Source organism: Mitsuaria chitosanitabida ATCC BAA-476 = NBRC 102408 (assembly GCF_001598255.1).
Classification (GTDB): Bacteria; Pseudomonadota; Gammaproteobacteria; order Burkholderiales; family Burkholderiaceae_C; genus Roseateles; species Roseateles chitosanitabidus.
This window is the reverse complement of the sequence record NZ_BCYP01000018.1, coordinates 531,592-551,985: the sequence shown is the minus strand read 5'-3', so window position 1 is coordinate 551,985 and position 20,394 is coordinate 531,592. Positions and strand designations below refer to the sequence as shown.

Here is a 20,394-nt window from a genome sequence, read left to right as displayed (position 1 = left end):
TCGAGTCAGACTTGAACGTGGCAGTGGATGGCAATTGTGAGTAGGCTATCCATTACTTTTGGTGATGCAACGTCATGTCGTTGGCGTCGGGCCGGCTACCCAAAGCGAGTCGGCAGGCGCGACGGCGAGATGGCAGAGCAACGTCGTCAGAACCATGCTCACGCGGCCGAAGACGTCATGGACGTCGGCAAGCGGCGCGGGCAGCACAACAAGGTTTCACGACGACAGCGAGGGACGCGAGTCCATGCGCTGTCGTCAGCACCCAGGCTCCGATTCCGGATGTTTTCTCGAGTCCCCTCAACCCCCCGCCGCCTGCGAGCGCGTGATGGCTTCGTCCACACGCCGGGCTCCGGCCGTGGACGGGTCGCCCTCCTCGGAGGGCGCGCGCGGACAGGAACATGCGGCCCCGGACCCTTGGCGCACGCGCCAACGCTGCGATTCCGAACCGTCGACTGAACGGTTCGATTGGCAGTCCAGGGCGATTCCTTTCCTGGTTCTCTCGCGTTTCTCGTGCATCGGTCGAATCGCCCGCCGGTGAATCACCGACGGCGGTTCAGATGTGGAACGCGCGTCAGCGGCAACGTCCCTGGCGTGGAGGAGAACTGATGAAACGCATGCTGATCAATGCGACGCAGCAGGAAGAGCGTCGCCTGGCCATCGTCGATGGACAGAAACTGCTGGACTTCGAGACCGAGATCGAAGGCCGCGAACAGCGCAAGGGCAACATCTACAAGGCGGTCGTGACGCGCGTCGAGCCGTCGCTGGAAGCCTGCTTCGTGGATTACGGCGAGGACCGCCACGGCTTCCTCCCGTTCAAGGAAATCTCGCGCCAGTACTTCAAGGAAGGCGCCGACGTCCGCTCGGCCAAGATCCAGGACGCGATCAAGGAAGGCCAGGAACTGCTGGTCCAGGTCGAGAAGGAAGAGCGCGGCAACAAGGGCGCGGCGCTGACCACCTTCGTGTCGCTCGCCGGCCGCTACCTGGTCCTGATGCCCAACAACCCGCGAGGTGGCGGCGTCTCGCGCCGCATCGAGGGCGAGGACCGCGAGGAGCTCAAGGAAGCCCTCGACCAGCTCGAATACCCCAAGGGCATGTCCCTGATCGCCCGCACCGCCGGCATCGGCCGCAGCGCGGCCGAGCTGCAGTGGGACCTCAACTACATGCTCAAGCTCTGGACCGCCATCGACGACGCGTCGAAGGGCGGCAAGGGCGCGTTCCTGATCTATCAGGAGTCGTCGCTGGTGATCCGCGCGATCCGCGACTACTTCACCGCCGACATCGGCGAGATCCTGATCGACACGGACGACATCTTCGAGCAGGCCCACCAGTTCATGAGCCATGTGATGCCGGAAACGGCGCACAAGGTGAAGCGTTACCGCGATGACGCCCCGCTGTTCAGCCGCTTCCAGATCGAGCACCAGATCGAGACGGCCTTCAGCCGCACGGTGAACCTGCCCTCGGGCGGCGCCATCGTCATCGACCACACCGAGGCGCTGGTCTCGGTGGACGTGAACTCGGCGCGCGCCACCCGTGGCGGCGACATCGAGGAAACCGCCACCCGCACCAACCTGGAAGCCGCCGACGAGATCGCGCGCCAGATGCGTCTGCGGGACCTGGGCGGCCTGATCGTCGTGGACTTCATCGACATGGAGGAGTCCAAGAACCGCCGCGAGGTCGAACAGCGCCTGCGCGACGCGCTGCGCCAGGATCGCGCCCGCGTGCAGTTCAGCTCGATCAGCAAGTTCGGCCTGCTGGAACTGAGCCGTCAACGCCTGCGCCCGGCGCTGAGCGAAGGCAGCCACATCACCTGCCCGCGCTGCAACGGCACCGGCCACATCCGTGACACCGAGTCGTCGGCGCTGCAGATCCTGCGCATGGTCCAGGAAGAGTCCATGAAGGACAACACCGCGGCCGTGCACGTGCAGGTCCCGGTGGAAGTGACCAGCTTCCTGCTCAACGAGAAGCGCACCGAGATCACCAAGATCGAGCTCAAGCAGCGCGTGACCGTGCTGCTGGTGCCCAACAAGCATCTCGAGACGCCGAACTACAAGCTGGAACGCCTGCGCCACGACGACCCGCGTCTGGAGAACCTGCAGGCCAGCTACACGATGATGGAAGAGCCGCAGGACGAGGTGGGCATCACCCGTCGCGGCGCCGAGAAGAAGAACAAGCAGGAGCCGGTCATCAAGGGCATCCTGCCCGAGCAACCGGCCCCGATGCCGGCACCGGCGCCCGCCCCCAAGGCGGCCGAACCGGTGGCCGCGGCCCCGGTGGCGGCACCGGCCGCGCCCGTGGCGGCGGGTGGTGGCTTCTTCGGCTGGATCAAGAACTTGTTCGGCGGCGCACCGGCCCCGGCCCCGGCGATGGAAGCCGAGGTCAAGGCCAGCGAGCCGGCCAAGAAGGAACGTGGCGAGCGCGGTGAGCGCGGTGAGCGCGGCGGCGACCGCAACGGCCGCGGCGACCGCAACCGCCGTGGCGAGCGCGGTGACCGTGGCGAACGCGGTGAACGCGGTGAACGCGGTGAACGCAGCGAGCGTGGCGACCAGAAGGCCCGTGACGGCAAGCCGCGTGGCGAGGGCAAGCCGCAAGGCGAGCGCGCCGAACGCGGTGACCGTGCCGAGCGCGGTGAACGTGGCGCCGAACGCGGTGATCGCGATCGCGGCCGTCGCAACGAGCCGCGCGCCGACAGGCCGGAACAGGCCGTCGAAGGCGCCCCGCGTCAGGAACGCGCCGAGCGTGGCGATCGCGCCGAGCGCGGTGATCGCGCCGAGCGCGGTGACCGTGGCGAGCGCGGCGAAGGCCGCCGCCGTCGCGAGGAACGTGCGCCGCGCGAAGGCGTGGCCGCCGAGAACGCGACGGAGCAGCTGCTGCCGCTGGCCGGCACCGAAGCCGCCAACGCGGAGTCCCCGCTGGCCTTCGCCGACACGCAACCCGCCGGTGAAGGCGCGGACGAGCGTTCGGGTGAAGAGCGCTCGGGCCGTCGTCGTCGTCGTCGCGGCAACCGCGGCGAACGCGCCGAGGGTGGCGAGGTCGAGGGCGCGCTGATCGAGGGCCAGGCCCCGGTCGATGGCGAGACCTCGTTCGCTTCGGGCGCCGAGTCGGCCGAAGCCCCGGTGATCCAGGGCGAAGGCGCCGAGGGCGTCGAAGCCGGCCGTGAAGGTGGCGAAGGCGAGGAAGGCCGTGAAGGCGGTCGTCGTCGTCGTGGCGGTCGCGACCGCTATCGCCGCGAGCGCCGTGAAGGCGAGCTGGGCGAAGGCCAGGGCGAGCCGTCGCCGGCCGCCGCCGCGGTCGACGGCCTGGTGCTGGATGCCGGCGCCGCGCCGCGTCAGCTGGAACTGGGTGGCGAGCAGCCGGTGGAAACGCCGGTCGCGCTGGCCGCGCCGGTGGCCGCGCCTGTCGCCGCTCCGGTGGCCGCCCCCGTGGCGGCTCCGGTCGCCGCGCCGGCTGCTCCGGCCCTGCCGCGCTTCGAGCTGCCGATGGGTGAGCTGAGCGCCGTCGCCGAAGGCGCCGGCCTGGTCTGGGTGAACAGCGATGCCGACAAGATCGCCGCCGCTCAAGCCGCGATCGCCGCCGAGCCGGCCGGCCCGGCGCTGGGCCGCGAGCCCGCGCCGGTCGTGCTGGTCGACGAGGGCCCGCTGGTGCTGGTCGAGACCCGCAAGGATCTCAGCCAGTTCAAGCTCCCGTTCGAAGCCTGATCTGGAACTGCCACGCCTCATGAAGGCCGGTTGATTCCGCGAGAACCGCGACGGGCAGTCTGATCTGCCTGTCGCCCACAGCCGCCGAGGCCCACGCCCGGCGGCTTTCCTTTTGGGGCGTCACGAGCGCCCGACGACGAGACGGAGACATTCGTTTGAACTCTTCCACCACCGCCGCCCAACTGGGCGGCGCGGCAGGCAACGCGGCCCAGACCGCGCCCAAGATGCCGCCGCAGATCCCGTACATCATCGCCAACGAGGGCTGCGAGCGCTTCAGCTTCTACGGGATGCGCAACATCCTGACCGTGTTCCTGATGACCAGCCTGCTGCTGGCCATCCCCGAGCCCCTGCGCAAGGGCGAGGCCAAGGAGGTGTTCCACACCTTCGTGATCGGCGTCTACTTCTTCCCGCTGCTGGGCGGCTGGCTGTCGGACCGCTTCTTCGGCAAGTACAACACCATCCTCTGGCTGAGCCTGGTGTACTGCGCCGGCCACGCCTGTCTCGCGATCTTCGAGAACAACCTGCAAGGCTTCTACTTCGGCCTGTTCCTGATCGCGCTGGGCTCGGGCGGCATCAAGCCGCTGGTGAGCTCCTTCATCGGCGACCAGTTCGACAAGAGCAACCGCTCGCTGGCGCAGAAGGTCTTCGACGCCTTCTACTGGATCATCAACTTCGGCTCATTCTTCGCGTCGCTGCTGATGCCGATCTTCCTGAAGAAGTTCGGCGCGAGCGTGGCCTTCGGGATCCCCGGCGTGCTGATGTTCCTGGCCACCGTCATCTTCTGGAGCGGCCGTCGCAAGTACACGCACGTGCCGGCCGGCGTGTCGCACCGCGACCCGCACGGCTTCCTGAAGGTGGTGCGCACGGCGCTGCTGTCGCAGGGTCCCGGCGAGGGCCGCGGCGGCCTGATGGTCGCCGGCCTGGGCGTGCTGCTGGCCGTCGGCGCGCTGGCGCTGACGCCCAACCTGGGCTTCGTGATCGCGTTCTGCTCGGCGCTCGTGCTGCTGCTGGGCTTCGGTGGCGCCGGCGCCTGGATGCAGCTGGAGCGCGCCGCCAAGGTGCACCCGGCCGAGGCCGTCGAAGGCGTGCGCACCGTGCTGCGCCTGCTGGTGCTGTTCGCGCTGGTCACGCCCTTCTGGTCCCTGTTCGACCAGAAGGCCTCGACCTGGGTGCTGCAGGCCGACCAGATGACCAAGCCGGCCTGGTTCGAGTCCTCGATGATGCAGGCGCTGAACCCGGCGCTGGTCATGATCCTGATCCCGTTCAACAACTTCGTGCTGTACCCGCTGCTGGAACGCCTGGGCCTGAAGCTGACCGCGCTGCGCCGCATGGGCGCGGGCATCGCCTTCGCCGGCGTGGCCTGGATCGTGGTCGGCGCGATCCAGCTGAGCATCGACGGCGGTCAATCGGTCGCGATCACCTGGCAGGTCCTGCCCTACGCGCTGCTGACGCTGGGCGAGGTGCTGGTGTCGACGACGGGTCTGGAGTTCGCGTACAGCCAGGCGCCGCTGCCGATGAAGGGCGTGATCACCAGCTTCTGGAACCTGTCGGTGACCATCGGCAACCTGTGGGTGCTGCTGGCCAACTCCAGCGTCAAGGGCGAGGCGGTGACGAGCTACATCCAGTCGACCGGCACCAGCGTGACGGCCTTCCAGATGTTCTTCTTCGCCGGTTTCGCGCTGGTCGCGGCGCTGCTGTTCGCGCTCTACGCGCGCGGCTACAGGATGCAGAACAACTACCGCGGCTGACCCCGTGGACCCGCGCGGCCCGTCGGCGATCGACCGGCGATCGACCGGCGACCGCGCCTCATGAGCAGACCGCCTTCGGGCGGTCTTTTCGTTTCCGCCCCGACGGACGGGCGACGTGAGCCCCTCCTCGGAGGGAACGGAAACGCCATCCGGCCTCCCTATGATGGCGCCCATCGTCGCGGGAGCCCGCGGCGCAGATCACACGATTTCCTCGGGAGGATTTTCATGCTTCGCATCGCCCCCACGGCGCGCTCCGCGCCGTCCGCTCGTCCCCTGTCGCGGCTGGCCGCCCTCGCGCTGGCCGTCGCCATCGGCGCTCCTGGCGCGGCCTCCGCCGAGCCCGACAGCGTCAGTCTGAACCTGATGCCGCTGCCGGCCAGCCGCCAGCAGCTCGACATGAAGACCGACGTGCGGATGACGATGTCGATGGAAGCCGGACCGGACGCGCCGGAGAAGGCGCGCCAGACCGCGGCGGCGCTCAAGGACTCGGGTCGATTCACGATGCGCAGCGAGATGCGCCAGTCCGTCACCACCACGCCCAAGGCCGCCGACGGCAGCTACGCGATGCGCGCGGACCTGGTCACGCTCAAGAGCGAGATGCGCGATGCCACGGGCAAGGTCCAGCCCATGCCCAACATGGGCAAGATCACGTTCAAGGCCGGCTTGAAGAACGACGAGATCCAGTCGATCGACGTCGAGCTGGACCCGAACAGCCCGATGGCCTCGACCTGGTCCCAGGAAGTCACCCGGCAGATGTTCGACAAGGCCTTCGACTGGATGCGCAAGTTCAACGGCACGACGCTGAAGGTCGGCGAGTCCATCGAGCTGCCGATGGACGTCAGCCTGCCGCCGGGCGTGGCCGCGGGCAACGGCCGGATGGTGGGCCGCTACACGCTGACCGAACTCAAGCGCGGCATCGCGACCTTCGACGTGGGCGTGAAGATGGACATGGCCCTGACGGTGCCGGTCCCGCCGGCGAAGGCCGCCTCGGGCGAGGACGCGGCCTCCACGCCGGCCGATACGGCCTCGGTCCCCGCGAACGCCGCCTCGGCGCCGGCCGATCGCGCCGGCCAGGCGGCGATGTCGGGGACGGGCCAGGGCACGATGGTGCTGCGCATGGCCGACCGCCTGATGCTGCGCAACGACATGACCATGACCCTGGACATGGACCTGGGCATGCAGCAGGGCGTGATGATGCGCATGAACATGCAGATGGACATGCAGGCGGTGGGCAAGTCGCTGGCCGCCGCCAAGGGCGCCGCGCCGGCCAAGACCAAGACCAAGGGCTGATCCAAGGACTGATCCGTCGCCCGCCTCCAATGAAAGGACCGCCCGAGGGCGGTCCTTTTGCATTCGTGAGGCTTCAGTGCAGGAACCTCAGCAGCGTCATGACGGCGATCAGCAATCCCACGCCGCCGAAGATCGATCCGAGGGTCCGGCGCTGTCCATCGGAGATGCGCTGGATGAGCTCGGCGCGCATGTCAGACACCTCGATGCGCACCTTGCCGATCTCGCTGTCCAGACGCGCGATGTCGCTCTTCGTCGCCAGGTCTCGATGCGCCGAGGCGACGAGGGCCTCCACGCCCTTGCGAACGCCCTCGGCGGCCCATCGCGCCTCCGGCTCGGCCACCCCGCCCCGGGTCAGCGCCAGATAGATCTCGAGCTCCATGCATCAGCTCTGCTGTTCCTGCGTTCCAGTGCAGGTGAGGAATCTACGCGGGGGTGCGCAGGGACACACTGACTTGTTCTCGCATGAATCATGGCGAGGCCACCCGGAAGCAGCGGATCCCTGACGGATCCCGGTCGTCCTCAGCGGTCGAGCGGCGACGCCAGGCCCACGACCGTCTGCGCGAGCACCACCCGCGCCTGCGTGAGCACCTGCCGCTTCCACTCGTCGGTCTCGACATAGAAAGCCGCGCGCAGCGCGCGCTTGATGTCGCGGCGCGTCTCGTCATCGGTCTCGGGATGGTTCTCCAGCCAGTGGTCGCGGCGCAGCGCGTCCAGCACCGCGCGACCGGGCAGCGTGCCGTACTCGAGCGTCAGCCCGTTGTACTCCGCCTGCGGACATTCCTGCATCACGCCCTGGTCGAGCGTCCCGCCCAGCACGCTGGACGAGGAGTTCCCCTCCTCGCTGCTGGTCACGTCCTGCCCCCACCAGCGCCGCGCGCGCGCGATCGAGGCCGCGTCGGTGCGACCCTTGTAGATGCGCTCGCCCACCCCCATCGGACCGAGGCCGGTATGGATGTCGATCCAGCCGATGCGGCGGCAACGCTGCGCCTGCTCGCGCAGGATCGCGCGCAGCTGCAGGTTGCTCCAGGTCGGTCCGTGACCGGCGAAGAACAGCCCCTTGGGATCGACCTGCTGGCCACGCGAGATCGCCGCCTGGATGGCCTTGCGACCGCGCGTCAGCGCCTTCCAGGTCAGACCGAGCGAGCTGCCCAGCGTCGGCGGGCAGCGCTCGGGCAGCAGCAGATGCGCGATGGCCAGGTAGTCCAGGTCCTCGCTCCATGGCCGACCGAAGTCGCGGAAGTTGCGGTTCAGGTCGACGTTCTCATGGGTGACGCGGCGTTCCCACGAGAAGCCATGCGGGTTCAGCGCGTGCAGATAGAGCACCGCCAGATCGTCCCGGTCGCAGGCGCGCTGGAAGGCCGCGTCGCGCAGCAGGTCGATCTGCACCGCCGAGCCGCAGAAGCCCTCGATGCCGTGGCAGCCGCTGCTGACGACGAGCAGGTTGCTCGCGTCCTCGCGGCCCACGCGCACCAGGTCGAGGGCCAGCCGCTCGCCGTCCCGCCCCTCGAGCGGATGCAGGTACGAGCGCACCGTCAGCCCCAGGCGCGCCGTCGCCGCGAGGAACTTGTCGCGCGCCTCGACGTAGCTCGACGAGAAGACGCTCAGATCGAGGTCACTCGTCGAGGTGGCCGGCATGGCGGCCGCAGTCATGGTGGTGGTCGTGGTGCTCATCGTGGTGGCCGCCTTCACGCCTTCGCCGCGCCGGCAGGCACGGGACGCTCGATCACCACGCGGCCCACGCTGCTCGCCTGACCGTCGACCTCGGTCGACGCGATCTCGATGCGGGTACCGAATTCCTCCGACAGCAACGCGAGCCGCTCCAGGATGCGCCGCGCCTGATGCTGGTTCGCCTCGGTATCCACGGCCATGCGCGGGATGCCGCGCTCGGCGTCGCGTCCGGAGAAGCCCAGCTCGATCGGATGCAGCAGCAGCTCGCGCAGCTGGCCGTCCGCGCCGAAGCGGCATTCCGCCACCACGCTCTCGAACCAGATCGGCTCGGCGAAGATGCCCACCACGCGCCGCCATTCGAGGAACTCGGCCGGCGTCGTCAGCCTGGGGTTCGTGATGCCCTTGGGGCCGACGATCTGCTCGGCGGCGGCCCATTCGAGCTCCTCCCACTCGTCGCGCGCCACCACCTGCTGGCTGTTGTCCATGAAGCAGAAGTTGCCCAGCGAGTACAGCAGCGGCTTGCCCTGGTGGACCTCGATGCCACGCAGCTGATGCGGGCCGTGGCCGCAGAGCATGTCCGCGCCCTGCTCCACCAGCGCGCGCGCCAGCGCGGGCAGGTAGTTCGGCACCTCGGTGGTGAAGTTGTCCGGCTCGTGCGTGTGCTGCGCGACGATGGTGAAGTCCGAGGTCTGCTTGGCCTGGCGCACATGGCGCAGGATCTCGTGCCGGTCGCGCGGGTCGCACTCGTGATGGATGCGCAGCGAGCCCGGCGCCGCGCCCGGGTCCACGCGGTAATGCAGCTTCATGCCCAGGTGCACGCTGTGCTGGCCGTACAAGGCCTTGAGCAGGTGGTGGTCCTGGAAGGCTTCCTGCTCGTTGAGCCGCTTGAGCACGGCGAAGTCCTCGGCGCTCACCAGCCGGTGCGGCGTCGTGCGCAAGGGGTTCAGGCCCGGACGCGGCGGGACCACGCCCATGCCGTCGTTGGCGGGCGAGTTGGCCTCGAAGGTCGTCGCGTAGGACACCAGCGAGACGCGACCGCGGTCGGTGTCCACGAAGGCCGGCGCGCGCGCGGCGCTCAGGCTGCCGCCGGTGCCGGCGTGCGCGATGCCCGCGTCGTCGAGCAGGTCGTCGGTCATGCGCATGCCGGCCACGCCCCAGTCCAGCGCGTGGTTGTTGGCGCGGGCCATCAGGTTGAAGCCCATGGACGCGAGATCGGTCGGCGCGTCGGGATCGCTGACCAGCCAGGCGAAGCCGGACTCGGCCTCGGGATGACCGTCGTAGCGCTTGAGGTCGATGGCCGAGCCTTCGTAGTTGCCCACCACCACGTCGCCGCGCGCGAGCAGGTCCAGCAGCGCCGGCGAGTGGCGCGCGAGCTTCTTTCGGATGGCATGCGTGATGATGATGTCGCCCACCGCGACGACGGTGAAGCCGTCATCGACGGCGGCGTCGCGCCAGGTCGGTGAGAGCTCGAGGGAGGCGGGCCGCTGCTGCGGCGCCTGGACGCGCAGCGGGCGCGAGGACTTGTCGGACATGAGAGGGCTGCCTGACCGCGCGAGCGGCCGGATCTGAGGAAGGAAAACGGAGAAGGACATCGACGACGGCCGCCGCGCGGCCATCGATCCGGGAGCGGGACCCGACCCGGAAGACGACCGCCGCGCGGGTGTCGCGGTCAGCCTGAGGTCGCGCGACGGCTGCGCTCGGGATCGATGAAGCGCCAGCCGATCACGCCGGCGGCGATCAGCGCCAGGCCGAAGCCCCCGAGGGCGAGCTCGAAGCCGCGCGCGATGTCGCCGCCGAAGTGCGCGACCGCCACGCCGACCCCATGCGGCGCGAGCATCCCCGCGCTGGTCATCAGGCCGATGTGGATCGCGAGCATGCTGGCCCGCCGCGCCTCGGGCGCGATGAAGGCGACGATGCTGTTCGAGAAGGCCGGCAGCAGATTCACCAGCATGCTGCCGACCACGAACAGCGCCAGCGTCGCCGCCAGGGGCCGCGCCGTGAAGCCGATGGCCGCGAGCGCGACGCCCGACAGCACGCAGGACAGCATGGGCGGCGCGACCATCGCCGCGCGCACCGAGACGCCGCGCTGCAGCGCCCGCTGGGAGAGCGAGGACACGACCAGGTTGAGCAGGATCACGCCGACGGTCGCCACCATCACCATCAGGCCGGACTGCGTCGGCGTCAGGCCGAGGCCGCGTTGCAGGTAGACCGGCACCCAGCTGTAGATCAGCGCGGTGGGCAGGTAGCTGCAGAAGCCGGCCAAGGTCACGACGACGAAGCTGCGGTTGAGGAGCAGGCGGCGGTAGGACGCGGGGACCGCGCTCGGGGCGGTGCTCTGTTCCTGCGCCGGTGCCGTGGCGTTCGCAGGATCCCCATGATGGACGCGCGGCGCGAGATCGCCGTGTCCATCGGGGATCCGGGCCGGTCCGTGGTCGACGGCGTCGCCTTCCGCGCCCTCGCGGCCGAAGACCTGCCACAGCAACAGCCAGGCCAGGCCCACGCCGGCCAGGATCAGGTAGGCGTTGCGCCAGCCCAGCTTCTGGATGAGCAGCGGCAGCGACAGCGCGCCCGCGACCGCGCCCAGCATGATCGCCACCTGGATCATCGCGGCGGGGACGACGCGCTCGCGCGGGGCGTACCACTTGAAGCAGGCGTGCTGCGTGACCGCCGTGCCCGGGCCGCAGCCCGCGCCGAGCAGCATGCGGCTCGCGACCAGCGCCGAGAATCCGCCGGCCGCCGCGGTCGCCAGCTGCGCCAGCATCCACACCAGGGACATGCCGCTGAGGATCCAGCGCGCCGGCCAGCGGTTGGCCAGGAAGCCCACCAGCAGCCCCGACACGGAGTACAGGAAGAAGAACGCGCTGCCGACGAAGCCGAACTGTTCCGGGCTGAGCGCGAGCTCATCGATGATCTGCGGCCCGGCGAAGGCGAAGATGGACTTGTCCAGCACGCTGATCACCATCACGGCCATCAGCAGCGCCACGACGAGCGCGCGCCGCGGCCGGACGCGACGGCCCGGGCGGTCCCCCTCGCCGGCGTCGACGGCCGGGTCGCGGAGAACGGCACCGGCGTCGCGGGGCGCGGTCGGAGCGTGGTGCTCCGTGGAGGAAGGGGTCGGCACGGCGGCGCTCATCGTGTCAGAAGTGGACGTACATGCCCAGGGCGGCGGTCTGCGTCTCGATGCCCAGCTGGGCGTTGGTCGAGCCCGCCTGCAGCGGCAGCTGCGCGTTCTGGAAGACCACCGTCGAGGCGCCGAAGTTGCGGATCAGGCCGGCACGCGCGTACAGGCCGACGCTCTTGGACAGCTCGTAGTCGTAGCCGGCCATCAGGCCCAGCGCCGCGCTGTCCACCTCCTGCTTCGTGAGCTGGTTGCGCACGCCGCTGGTGTCGCGGTAGACCGCCGACACGCGCCACACATGGCGGCCGCGCGGCACGATCAGGCCCAGCGAATAGACCGTGGCCTTGCCGCCGTCGGCGATCTTGACCTCGTTCTGGTTGACCGCGGCGGACAGCACCAGGTCGCCCGCGTCGTAGATGCCGGCCAGGCCGGTGACGTCGGTGCGCACGGCCGCGCCGGTGACGGTGTTGTTGCCGAAGACCTGGTTGTAGCTGGCGGCCGCGAACCAGGGGCCGTTGACGAAGGTCGTCACCACGGCCTTGTTGTAGACCTTGTTGAAGGCGGTCGTGTTGGCGCCCGGGGCGTACATCAGCTTGGCGTCGAAGCCGGCGACGCGCGGCGAGGTGTAGCTGATGGCGCGCGGCACGCGCGTGGTGACCTGCGAGGCGCCGTTGCCCAGGTCGCTGTTCAGACCGATGGACGAGATGCCGGAGGTGTAGGCGCTCTTCTGCACGATGGCGCTGGCGAGCCAGTAGCTGACCGAGTTGGTGGTCACCACGCCGAAGACGTCGACGAACAGCGGCAGCGTGGCGCCGAGCTGGTTGCCCAGGCGCAGCGTGCCCCAGTCCCTGGACTTGAGGCCCACCCAGGCGGCCCGGTCCCAGAACTGCGTCGCGGTGACGGCGCCGGTGTCGGCCTTCAGGCTGGCCTCGAGGTTGAACTCGGCCTTGAGGCCGCCCCCCAGGTCCTCGCGGCCGTAGATGCCCAGCTTGGAGGTGTAGTCGCCGCCACTCTGCAGGGTCTTGGCGGCGGGGGCGCCCTCGGTCCTGGTCCAGTTGGCGCCCAGGTCGACCGTGCCGTACATCGAGACCTTGTTGTCGCCGCTGCTGAACTCGGGCCAGCGCGCCAGGTGGGTGTACAGGTAGGGCTCGGCGGCGGAGGCGGCGCCGCCGGCCAGCAGTGCGCAGGCGGCCAGCGCCAGGCGGACCGGACGGACGCGGCCGGCGCTCGCGGACCGGCGGGACAGGCAGGCCCGGCGGGCGGTGCCGGCGGCGCGCGGCGGGGGGGTCATCAGGGTCACGGGATCTCTCTTGTCTCAGGGGGAGGGGCTGTGCGGTGGGGGACTGCTCTGGACCGCTTCTGGGGGCGCCGTACAGCTCGTGGCGGAACGGACTCTGAGGACGAAATCGAGAACCGACAATTCACGGATGGTTATGCCGATAACCAGCGCTTATTGATCGGTTTCCCGGGTTGCCCGACACTCGCAGCCCGTTGCAGCGGGCGATCGGGCCCGGCGCGACGCCGATCCGAAGCGCCCGCGGGCGCCCTTCCCGCCCCCTCCCTCGCGCCCTTCCCGTGAAGCAGCATCAACTCATCGCCCTCGTGGCCGTGGCCGAGCACGGCGGCATCAACGCTGCCGCGCGCGCCTTGCATCTGACCCAGCCGGCGGTGACCAAGGCGATCAAGGATCTGGAGGCCGAGATCGGCCTGCGATTGCTGGTGCGGCAGACCCGCGGGGTGAGCCTCACCGCGGAGGGGGAGATCGTGTTGCAGCGCGCACGGCTGATCGTCAGGGAAATGCAACGTGCCGAGGACGACATCGTGGCGCTCAAGGGGCACCGGGGCGGGCGCCTGACCGTGGGCGTGACGCCGCTGGCGGGACTGACCATCGTGCCGCGGGCCTTCGCGCGTTTCCGCCAGGCCTGGCCCGATGTGGCGCTGAGCTTCATCGAGTACACCTCGGACCAGCTCTACGAGAACCTGCAAAGCGGCGAGCTCGATTTCGCCGTGGGCGCGGCGACCGGGCCTCAGGAAGGGGGCGGCGCGACGTGGGAACCGCTGTTCTCGCTGCCGACCTCCCTGGCCGTGCACCGGGACAGCCCGCTGGCCGCGTGCACCACGCTGGCCCAGCTGCAGGAGGCCGAGTGGATCCACACCGACATCACCGGCCGCTTCCCGACCTTCCTGTCCGAGCTCTTCACCCGGCAAGGCCTGACCCCGCCGCGGCGGGTGACGCGCTGCACCTCGCAGGCGCTGTTCCACAGCCTGGCGATGCAGAACGACGTGGTGTTCTTCTGGTCGCTGCTGGCGATCGGCATGCCGCAGCTGCGGGAGCGCTTCACGCCGCTGCCGGTCGCCCAGGACCTGCCCCGCCTGAGCATGAGCCTGCTCGTTCGCGAGGATGGGTTGCTCACCCGTGCGGCGGCGTATTTCGTGCGCTGCATCCGCGAGGTCGCCGCGGAGGAGTGGGCGGCGCTCGACTGAGCCTGCCGATCACAGCGCCTTGCTCAAGGCGACGATCGTGCCGAACAGGCCGAAGCCACCGAAGACGATGACGATCGTCCACTTCAGGTGATCGCCGAAGCGCCGTTCCAACTCGGCCGCGAGCTTGCTCTCGCTCCGCTGAACGTCCCCCTTGGTCGCCAGGTCCTCCCTCAAATCCTGGACGGCGGACTTGACCTCATCGCGGACGGCATCCGCGACTGATCGCGCCTCGGCCTCGGCGACGCCTGCGCTGCGCAACGCGAGAAACATCTTCATCTGCATGGCTGGATCCACCTTCTTCGGCACCGTCGCCGAGGCAACGAATCTACGCCCCGGCGCCCTGGCAGGCACTGACTCGTTCTCGGGTGATCGGCTCCGTCGACACCCGTAAATGCGGGTTGACCGACCTGGATCGCGAGCGGTGCCCGAGGCTCACCGCCGCCGGATCTCCCGCATGCCGCGCAGGGTCGGGATGACCTCGCGCATCACCTGCAGGAAGGCGCGCAGGCGCGCGGGCTGCAGGCGCCGAGACGGGTAGACCAGCGAGATCGGCAGCGGCGTCGCGCACCAGGACGGCAGCAGCCGCACGAGGCGGCCGTCGGCGAGGTCGTCCATCACCGCCCATTGCGACACCAGCGCCACGCCCAGGCCGCGGCGCGCGGACTCGACCAGCGCGAACAGGCTGTCGGTGCCCAGGCGCGGCTTGAAGGGGATGTCCATCCGGTCGGTGCCGTCGGCGCGCACCAGCTCGATCCCATCGCGATAGAACGCGAGCAGCGCCAGCCAGGGCTGCGCCGCGAGCACCGCCGAGATGTCACGCGGCGACTGACGGTCCAGGCCCTTGGGCAGGGTCTTCGCTATGGCCGGCGCGGCGACCAGCACGCGCGGCACCTCGGCCAGCTGCGTGGCGATCAGGTGGGGCTGGGCGATCTCGCCGACCAGCAGCGAGCAGTCGACGTTCTCGCGGCTGAAGTCGGGGAGCTGGTCCTGCAGCATCCACTCGACGGACACGCGCGGGTGTCTGGTCAGGAAGGCGGCGAGCGGCTCGATCAGCTGGCTCTGGCCGAAGGCGTGCGGCACGCGCAGGCGCAGCGTGCCGGAGAGCTCCTCCCCACCGTCGATGTCCTCGGCCAGCGCGTGCCAGCCGTCGATCAGGTCCTGCGCCTGCGCGGCGCAGCGCTCGCCCTCCTCGGTCAGCCGCAGGCCGCGGGTGGAGCGCTCCACCAGCCGCGCGCCGAGCAGCGATTCCAGCATCTGCACCCGACGGCTCACCGTCGGCTGCGTGGTCGCCAGTTGCTGCGCGGCCGCGGAGAAGCTGCCCGCCTCCGCCACGCGCAGAAAGGTCTGGAGCAAGGCGAGGCGGTCCTGGCCGCCGTCTCGGAGAGCGTCGTTCATGGCCCGCTTTATACGCCTCGCGTATGGATGCTGTGCGCGCCGGACCGCTTCCCGGGACGGGATCCGATCCGAAGAATGCTCATCCATACGCCGCGCACAGGGCTCAGGGCTTCGTCGCTCCACCCCGTCCAGCGGATTCGTCCCCTTCTCATCCACCGGGAGTCGACATGTCCTCGCTGCCCTTCCCCGCCACCTCATCGCCGACGACGGCCGCGTCATCCGTCTCGGCCGTCCCCTCGTCGGCCACCCCGTCGACCGGCCACGGCGCCGCGGCATCGCCGCGGGCCGCCGCGCCCTCGGCGCCGCTGATCGTGCTGCTGGCCGCCTCGGCCGGCCTGGGCGCCGCCTCGCTGTACTACAGCCAGCCCATCCTGGCGCCGCTCGCCGACGACCTGCACGCCAGCACGGGCGGCATCGGCGCGGTGCCCATGCTCACCCAGCTCGGCTATGCCGCCGGCATCCTGCTGCTGACCCCGCTGGGCGACCGCTTCGACCGCCGTCAGGTGATCCTCGTCAAGTTCGCGCTGCTGATCGCGACCTTGCTGCTCAGCGGCTTCGCCCCGGGCTTCGCGGCCTTCCTCGCCGCGAGCGCGCTGCTGGGCCTGACCGCCACGCTCGCCCAGGACGTCGTGCCCATGGCCGCCGCGCTCAGCCCGCCGGATCACCGCGGCCGCATCGTCGGCCAGGTCATGACTGGCCTGCTGCTGGGCATCCTGCTGTCCCGCGTGATGAGCGGTGTGATCGCCGACCTGCTGGGCTGGCGCTGGGTCTATGGCCTGGCCGCGCTCGCGCTGAGCGTGGCGGGCCTGGCGAGCTGGCGCTGGCTGCCCTCCTCGCCGCCGGCGACGCGCACGACCTACGGCGCGCTGCTGCGCTCGCTGGGCGGCCTGTGGCGCGCGTGGCCGACGCTGCGCCGCGCCACGATCGCGCAGGCCCTGCTGGCGATGGCCTTCAGCGCCTTCTGGTCCACGCTGGCGGTGATGCTGCATCAGCGCTTCGGGATCGGCAGCGCGGTGTCGGGCGCCTTCGGCTTGGCCGGCGCGGCGGGCGCGCTGGCCGCGCCGCTGGCGGGCCGCATCGCCGACAAGCGCGGTCCGGGCGTCGTGACCAAGCTCGGCGCGCTGCTGACGGCCCTGTCCTTCGCGGCGATGTCGATCACGCCCTGGCTCGACAAGGGCGCCGCGATCGCGGTGCTGGTGGTGCTGGCGGTGGTCTTCGACTTCGGCGTGCAGGCGACGCTGGTGGCGCACCAGACCATCGTCTACAGCCTGGACCCGGCGGCCCGCAGCCGGCTCAACGCCCTGCTGTTCACCGGCATGTTCATCGGCATGGCCAGCGGCGCGGCGCTGGGCAGCGTCCTGTTGGCCTCCTGGGGCTGGATCGCGGTCACGCTGATGGCCGCGGTGAGCAGCGTCGTCGCCCTCGTGATCCGGTTGCTGGCCGACGAGTGAGCGCGTGAGCGCGCGGGAGGATGCTCAGTCGCCGCGGCCCAGGTCGGCGACCTCCTCCGAGAACATCGCGGCGATGCCGTCGAGGTCCTTGGCGGCGTCGCGGCGCAGGTCGTCGCGGAAGCGGTCGGAGAGGGTCGTGTCAGACGGGGTCATGGCACACCACGCACAGCTTGTTCCCATCCGGATCCCGGAAGTAGGCGCCGTAGTAGTGCTCGTGGTACTGGGGGCGCGGACCGGGCGGACCTTCGCAGACGCCGCCATGCGCGAGCGCCGCGGCGTGCGCCTCGTCGACCATCGCGCGCGTCGCGGCCTGGAAGGCCGTCATCTGGCCGTTGCCGGCCGTGGCCGCCATCGCGTCGAAGGGATGGGCGATGACGAACAGCGGCCGCGGTCCCGGCACCGATTGCCAGCCGGCCCAGGGGCGCGCCGGATCGCAGAAGCGTCGCGGCAGCTGGAGGGCCGCCATCAGCGGCGTGTAGAACGCCAGCGCGCGATCGAAGTCGGCGACGCCGAGGAAGACATGCGAGAACACGCGATCGCCCCGCTCACTGCGTGCGGCCGCGCCAGCCGATCAGGCTGACGCCCAGCGCGACGAAGCAGGCGCCGAAGGTCCGGTTCATCGCCTTCACGCGACGCGGCGAGGCCAGCCCGCGACGCAGCGCGCGCGCCAGCACGACGTAGAAGCCGTGCGCCAGCACCGCGCAGGCGGAGAAGGTCACCGTCAGCACGACGAAGTCGCGCACGGCCGTGTCCGCGTGGTTCATGAACTGCGGGAACAGCGCGGTGAAGAAGAGGATGGCCTTGGGATTGGTCAGCGCCACCATGATCCCGCGCAGGAACAGCGCCCGACGCGTGAGACCGGCCGTCGCGGCGGCGTCGCCCTCGGCCAGCGTGGCCATGCGCTCGCCCTGGCGCCACTGCTTGATGCCCAGCCAGATCAGGTAGCAGGCGCCCAGCAGCTTCACCACCAGGAAGGCCCGGGCCGAGGTGCTCAGCAGCACGCCCAGGCCCGCGGTCGTCGCGGCGGACACCGCCAGCAGGCCCACCGCGTTGCCGAGCGAGCCCACCATCGCCCGCCTGGGGCCGACGCTGAGCGAGTTCGAGATCGCCATCAGGACCGCGGGTCCCGGCGTGAAGGTGACGAACAGCGCCACGCTGACGAAGCCCAACCAAGCGGTCACATCCACGACGATCTCCAAGCGCGCGACGACAGGAAGCGCCGATGTTAGCGGGCATGCGGGCGCGGCTAGGATCGCCCGGTCCCAAGCCCTTGCCGCGAGCGCCCGATCGCGGCGCCTTCGCCAAGGTCCGCGCCTCCATGAATGACGCCGTCGCCATCGGCCCGCTGGTCCTGCCCTGGACCTTCGTCCATCTGTGCCTCGCCGGCGCGGCCTCGCTGGCCGTGGCCGGCGTCATCGCGCGCCGCCGGCGGGTCGATGCCGGACCGCTGCTGTGGCGCAGCCTCCTCGTCGCGTTGGTCGTCGCGCGCCTGGGCTTCGTCTACCAGTACAAGGAGCTCTACGTCGCCCACCCGCTCAGCGTCTTCAACGTGCGCGACGGCGGCTGGTCCCCGGAGGTCGGGATCATCGCGATGTGGATGTTCGCGACCTTCCGCCTGAGGAACGCGCCGGCGCTGCGGATGCCGGTATCGGTGCCGCTGGCGCTGGGAACGGCGCTGTTCATCGCGGGGCAGATCCTGCTGGCGATGCGTCCGCCGGCCGAGCCCCTGCCCGCGTTCGCCTTCGAGCAGCTGGAAGGCGGCCGCCTCGATCTCGCCGCCCTGCGCGGCAAGCCGGTGCTGATCAACCTGTGGGCCAGCTGGTGCGGCCCCTGCGTCCGCGAGATGCCGATGCTGGCGGACGCGCAGCGCGAGCGGCCCGATGTCCAGTTCGTCTTCCTCAACCAGGGCGAGGCCCCGGCGGTGGTGGCGAAGTGGCTGGCGTCCCAGCGGCTGACGCTGCGCCACGTCGCGATCGACGAGCAGCGCCAGGCCAGCGCGGTCTTCAGGCAGGCGGGCTATCCGACGACGCTGCTCTTCGACGGCTCCGGCCGGCTTGTGGCCAAGCGCACGGGCGAGTTGTCGCAACCCGCGCTGGAAGCGATGCTCGGCCGGTTGCGCTGAAGCTCGACCGCCGACTCAGGCAGACCTGAAGAGGGTCGAGGCAGCAGTCGAGATCGAGGTCGAGGTCGAGGTCGAGGTCGAGGTCGAGGTCGAGGCCGGAAGTCGGAAGTCGGGGGTCGGGGGTCGGGGTCGGGGTCGGGGTCGAGATTGCGATCAGGCCGACACCAGCTCCAGCAGATAGAGCCGATCCCCGGCACCGAGCTCGGCGAGCTCCTTCGCATGCGGCGGGGCGAGGTCGAAACCCAGCCGATCCAGCAGCGCGATGGACCGCGCATTGCGCGCGTCGACCGACGCCAGCAGCCGCCACGCGTCGTGCTCGCGCTGGAGGTAGGCGATCATTGCGGCCACCGCGCGGGTCGCATGCCCTTGACCGCGTCCCTCGCGGCTCATCACGTAGCCGATCCAGCAGCGGTCGCGCGATTCGATGGTCGCCTGCACATAGCCGATCAGCCGGCCGTCGTCGCGCCGCAGCATCCAGTTGAACCACTGCTCGGCGCCATCGGGCGAGTGCCCGACCGAACGCCGTTCGTAGGCGGCGCGCAGCCCGTCCAGCGTGGGCGGCTCGTCCGACAGGAAGGCGTAGATCGACGGATCGGCGAGGACGGCGTGCATCTCCTCGGCATGGGCGACGCAGACGGGTTCGAGCACCAGGGAAGGCGCGGTCAACGGGGGGAACGGCGACATGCGGGGAGTCTCGGCCAAACAGACTGGAGACAGAACCGGGAACACCCCTTGCTACCGTTCCTTCATGAACACCGCCGCCATCCGCACCGTCCACCTCTACCTCTTCGAGGGCTTCGCCGACTGGGAGGCCGCGTACGCGGTCGCGGGCATCAACGCGCCCGACTTCCAGAGGTCGCCCGGGACCTGGCAGGTGCGGACGGTCGCCGCGGCAGGCGCGAACCTGACGCGGTCGATGGGCGGCTTGTCAGTGATGCCGGACCTCCGCCTGTCGACACTCTTCCCCTCGGACAGCGAGCTGCTGATCCTCCCCGGCGGCGCCGGCTGGGACAAGGGCGAGCACCTGGAGGCGGCGAGGAAGGCCAAGGAGTTCCTCGACGCCGGCAAACGCGTGGCCGCGATCTGCGGTGCGACGGCGGGACTGGCGCGGTTGGGCGTGCTCGACGACCGGCGTCACACCAGCAACGCACTGTCCTATCTGAAGGGCGTGCCCGAGTACGCCGGCAGCGACCGTTACGTCGACGAGCCCGTCGTCATGGATCGCGGCCTGATCACCGCGGGCGGCATGTCCGCGCTGGATGTCGCCCGCGCGATCTTCGACACGCTCGGCGTCTACGAGCCCGAGACCCTTGACGCCTGGTACCAGCTCAACAAGACCGGCAACGCCGCGCACTTCGCCCGGATGGCGCAGGCGGCGGCGCGCTGAGGCGGCCCGGAGGCCTCACCGACTCGCGGCGCCCCT

18 protein-coding genes are annotated in these 20,394 nt (G+C 70.2%); 7 read left to right on the top strand and 11 right to left on the bottom strand.

Annotated features, from left to right (window positions below; genetic code table 11):
* Positions 1–605 precede the first annotated feature (605 nt).
* From MCHT01_RS13270 to MCHT01_RS13260, 3 genes are all read left to right on the top strand, one after another.
* Positions 606–3,695, top strand: coding sequence for an Rne/Rng family ribonuclease (locus MCHT01_RS13270; RefSeq protein WP_067065767.1), 3,090 nt, complete (start codon positions 606–608; stop codon positions 3,693–3,695).
* A 224-nt stretch (positions 3,696–3,919) separates the two neighbouring features.
* Positions 3,920–5,443 (top strand): POT-type proton-dependent oligopeptide transporter, encoded by a 1,524-nt coding sequence (locus MCHT01_RS13265; RefSeq protein WP_067065841.1) that lies wholly within the window; start codon positions 3,920–3,922, stop codon positions 5,441–5,443.
* Positions 5,444–5,668: 225 nt separating this feature from the next.
* Complete coding sequence (locus tag MCHT01_RS13260; RefSeq protein ID WP_067065766.1) at positions 5,669–6,733, top strand: hypothetical protein; 1,065 nt, start codon at positions 5,669–5,671, stop codon at positions 6,731–6,733.
* A gap of 73 nt (positions 6,734–6,806) precedes the next feature.
* Here the strand turns inward: MCHT01_RS13260 and MCHT01_RS13255 are convergent, their stop codons facing one another.
* The 5 genes from MCHT01_RS13255 to MCHT01_RS13235 all read right to left on the bottom strand — a co-directional run bounded on the left by MCHT01_RS13255 (position 6,807) and on the right by MCHT01_RS13235 (position 12,810).
* Positions 6,807–7,112: a hypothetical protein gene (locus tag MCHT01_RS13255; RefSeq protein ID WP_067065765.1), complete on the bottom strand. Its 306-nt coding sequence runs from the start codon at positions 7,110–7,112 to the stop codon at positions 6,807–6,809.
* 140 nt (positions 7,113–7,252) lie between these two features.
* Positions 7,253–8,404, bottom strand: a complete 1,152-nt coding sequence (locus tag MCHT01_RS13250; RefSeq protein ID WP_245643261.1) for a M14 family metallopeptidase — start codon at positions 8,402–8,404, stop codon at positions 7,253–7,255.
* 14 nt (positions 8,405–8,418) lie between these two features.
* Positions 8,419–9,933, bottom strand: a complete 1,515-nt coding sequence (locus MCHT01_RS13245; RefSeq protein ID WP_067065764.1) for a CapA family protein — start codon at positions 9,931–9,933, stop codon at positions 8,419–8,421.
* A 137-nt stretch (positions 9,934–10,070) separates the two neighbouring features.
* Positions 10,071–11,534, bottom strand: coding sequence for an MFS transporter (locus MCHT01_RS13240; RefSeq protein ID WP_084452525.1), 1,464 nt, complete (start codon positions 11,532–11,534; stop codon positions 10,071–10,073).
* A gap of 4 nt (positions 11,535–11,538) precedes the next feature.
* On the bottom strand, positions 11,539–12,810 hold the full coding sequence (locus MCHT01_RS13235; protein WP_084452569.1) for a porin: 1,272 nt from the start codon (positions 12,808–12,810) through the stop codon (positions 11,539–11,541).
* 284 nt (positions 12,811–13,094) lie between these two features.
* Here MCHT01_RS13235 and MCHT01_RS13230 point away from each other — a divergent pair, with 284 nt between their 5' ends.
* Positions 13,095–14,003: a LysR family transcriptional regulator gene (locus tag MCHT01_RS13230; protein WP_067065762.1), complete on the top strand. Its 909-nt coding sequence runs from the start codon at positions 13,095–13,097 to the stop codon at positions 14,001–14,003.
* 9 nt (positions 14,004–14,012) lie between these two features.
* Here the strand turns inward: MCHT01_RS13230 and MCHT01_RS13225 are convergent, their stop codons facing one another.
* Both MCHT01_RS13225 and MCHT01_RS13220 read right to left on the bottom strand, forming a co-directional pair.
* On the bottom strand, positions 14,013–14,285 hold the full coding sequence (locus MCHT01_RS13225; RefSeq protein ID WP_067065761.1) for a hypothetical protein: 273 nt from the start codon (positions 14,283–14,285) through the stop codon (positions 14,013–14,015).
* 150 nt (positions 14,286–14,435) lie between these two features.
* Entirely contained in the window at positions 14,436–15,398 is a 963-nt protein-coding gene (locus MCHT01_RS13220) for a LysR family transcriptional regulator (protein WP_067065760.1), read from the bottom strand.
* A 167-nt stretch (positions 15,399–15,565) separates the two neighbouring features.
* Here MCHT01_RS13220 and MCHT01_RS13215 point away from each other — a divergent pair, with 167 nt between their 5' ends.
* Complete coding sequence (locus tag MCHT01_RS13215; RefSeq protein ID WP_067065759.1) at positions 15,566–16,849, top strand: MFS transporter; 1,284 nt, start codon at positions 15,566–15,568, stop codon at positions 16,847–16,849.
* 24 nt (positions 16,850–16,873) lie between these two features.
* Here the strand turns inward: MCHT01_RS13215 and MCHT01_RS27730 are convergent, their stop codons facing one another.
* Genes MCHT01_RS27730 through MCHT01_RS13205 form a run of 3 tightly spaced genes read right to left on the bottom strand, consistent with a single transcriptional unit; the run spans position 16,874 to position 18,036 of the window.
* Positions 16,874–17,002 carry a hypothetical protein gene (locus tag MCHT01_RS27730; protein WP_259375153.1) on the bottom strand — a complete coding sequence of 43 codons (129 nt, stop codon included), beginning with the start codon at positions 17,000–17,002 and terminating at the stop codon, positions 16,874–16,876.
* On the bottom strand, positions 16,989–17,381 hold the full coding sequence (locus MCHT01_RS13210; protein WP_067065758.1) for a VOC family protein: 393 nt from the start codon (positions 17,379–17,381) through the stop codon (positions 16,989–16,991). The genes MCHT01_RS27730 and MCHT01_RS13210 overlap by 14 nt, the downstream gene beginning before the upstream one ends.
* Before the next feature lie 13 nt (positions 17,382–17,394).
* Positions 17,395–18,036: a LysE family translocator gene (locus MCHT01_RS13205; protein WP_067065757.1), complete on the bottom strand. Its 642-nt coding sequence runs from the start codon at positions 18,034–18,036 to the stop codon at positions 17,395–17,397.
* A gap of 131 nt (positions 18,037–18,167) precedes the next feature.
* Between MCHT01_RS13205 and MCHT01_RS13200 the strand changes: the two genes are divergently transcribed.
* The gene (locus tag MCHT01_RS13200) at positions 18,168–18,971 is read left to right on the top strand and encodes a TlpA disulfide reductase family protein (protein ID WP_067065838.1); all 804 of its coding nucleotides are present in this window, start codon (positions 18,168–18,170) and stop codon (positions 18,969–18,971) included.
* Between the two features lie 153 nt (positions 18,972–19,124).
* On the opposite strand, the gene MCHT01_RS13195 is transcribed toward MCHT01_RS13200, so the two are convergent.
* On the bottom strand, positions 19,125–19,655 hold the full coding sequence (locus MCHT01_RS13195) for a GNAT family N-acetyltransferase (protein WP_067065756.1): 531 nt from the start codon (positions 19,653–19,655) through the stop codon (positions 19,125–19,127).
* 64 nt (positions 19,656–19,719) lie between these two features.
* On the opposite strand from MCHT01_RS13195, the gene MCHT01_RS13190 reads away from it, so the two are divergent.
* Entirely contained in the window at positions 19,720–20,358 is a 639-nt protein-coding gene (locus tag MCHT01_RS13190) for a DJ-1/PfpI family protein (RefSeq protein ID WP_218017897.1), read from the top strand.
* Positions 20,359–20,394: the final 36 nt, after the last annotated feature.

Excerpts from the sequence above, each read along its gene's own strand:
- MCHT01_RS13270 (WP_067065767.1), top strand. The coding sequence starts at position 606 with ATGAAACGCATGCTGATCAATGCGACGCAGCAGGAAGAGCGTCGCCTG.
- MCHT01_RS13265 (WP_067065841.1), top strand. The coding sequence starts at position 3,920 with ATGCCGCCGCAGATCCCGTACATCATCGCCAACGAGGGCTGCGAGCGC.
- MCHT01_RS13260 (WP_067065766.1), top strand. The coding sequence starts at position 5,669 with ATGCTTCGCATCGCCCCCACGGCGCGCTCCGCGCCGTCCGCTCGTCCC.
- MCHT01_RS13255 (WP_067065765.1), bottom strand. The coding sequence starts at position 7,112 with ATGGAGCTCGAGATCTATCTGGCGCTGACCCGGGGCGGGGTGGCCGAG.
- MCHT01_RS13250 (WP_245643261.1), bottom strand. The coding sequence starts at position 8,404 with ATGAGCACCACGACCACCACCATGACTGCGGCCGCCATGCCGGCCACC.
- MCHT01_RS13245 (WP_067065764.1), bottom strand. The coding sequence starts at position 9,933 with ATGTCCGACAAGTCCTCGCGCCCGCTGCGCGTCCAGGCGCCGCAGCAG.
- MCHT01_RS13240 (WP_084452525.1), bottom strand. The coding sequence starts at position 11,534 with ATGAGCGCCGCCGTGCCGACCCCTTCCTCCACGGAGCACCACGCTCCG.
- MCHT01_RS13235 (WP_084452569.1), bottom strand. The coding sequence starts at position 12,810 with ATGACCCCCCCGCCGCGCGCCGCCGGCACCGCCCGCCGGGCCTGCCTG.
- MCHT01_RS13225 (WP_067065761.1), bottom strand. The coding sequence starts at position 14,285 with ATGCAGATGAAGATGTTTCTCGCGTTGCGCAGCGCAGGCGTCGCCGAG.
- MCHT01_RS13220 (WP_067065760.1), bottom strand. The coding sequence starts at position 15,398 with ATGAACGACGCTCTCCGAGACGGCGGCCAGGACCGCCTCGCCTTGCTC.
- MCHT01_RS13215 (WP_067065759.1), top strand. The coding sequence starts at position 15,566 with ATGTCCTCGCTGCCCTTCCCCGCCACCTCATCGCCGACGACGGCCGCG.
- MCHT01_RS27730 (WP_259375153.1), bottom strand. The coding sequence starts at position 17,002 with ATGACCCCGTCTGACACGACCCTCTCCGACCGCTTCCGCGACGACCTG.
- MCHT01_RS13200 (WP_067065838.1), top strand. The coding sequence starts at position 18,168 with ATGAATGACGCCGTCGCCATCGGCCCGCTGGTCCTGCCCTGGACCTTC.
- MCHT01_RS13195 (WP_067065756.1), bottom strand. The coding sequence starts at position 19,655 with ATGTCGCCGTTCCCCCCGTTGACCGCGCCTTCCCTGGTGCTCGAACCC.
- MCHT01_RS13190 (WP_218017897.1), top strand. The coding sequence starts at position 19,720 with ATGAACACCGCCGCCATCCGCACCGTCCACCTCTACCTCTTCGAGGGC.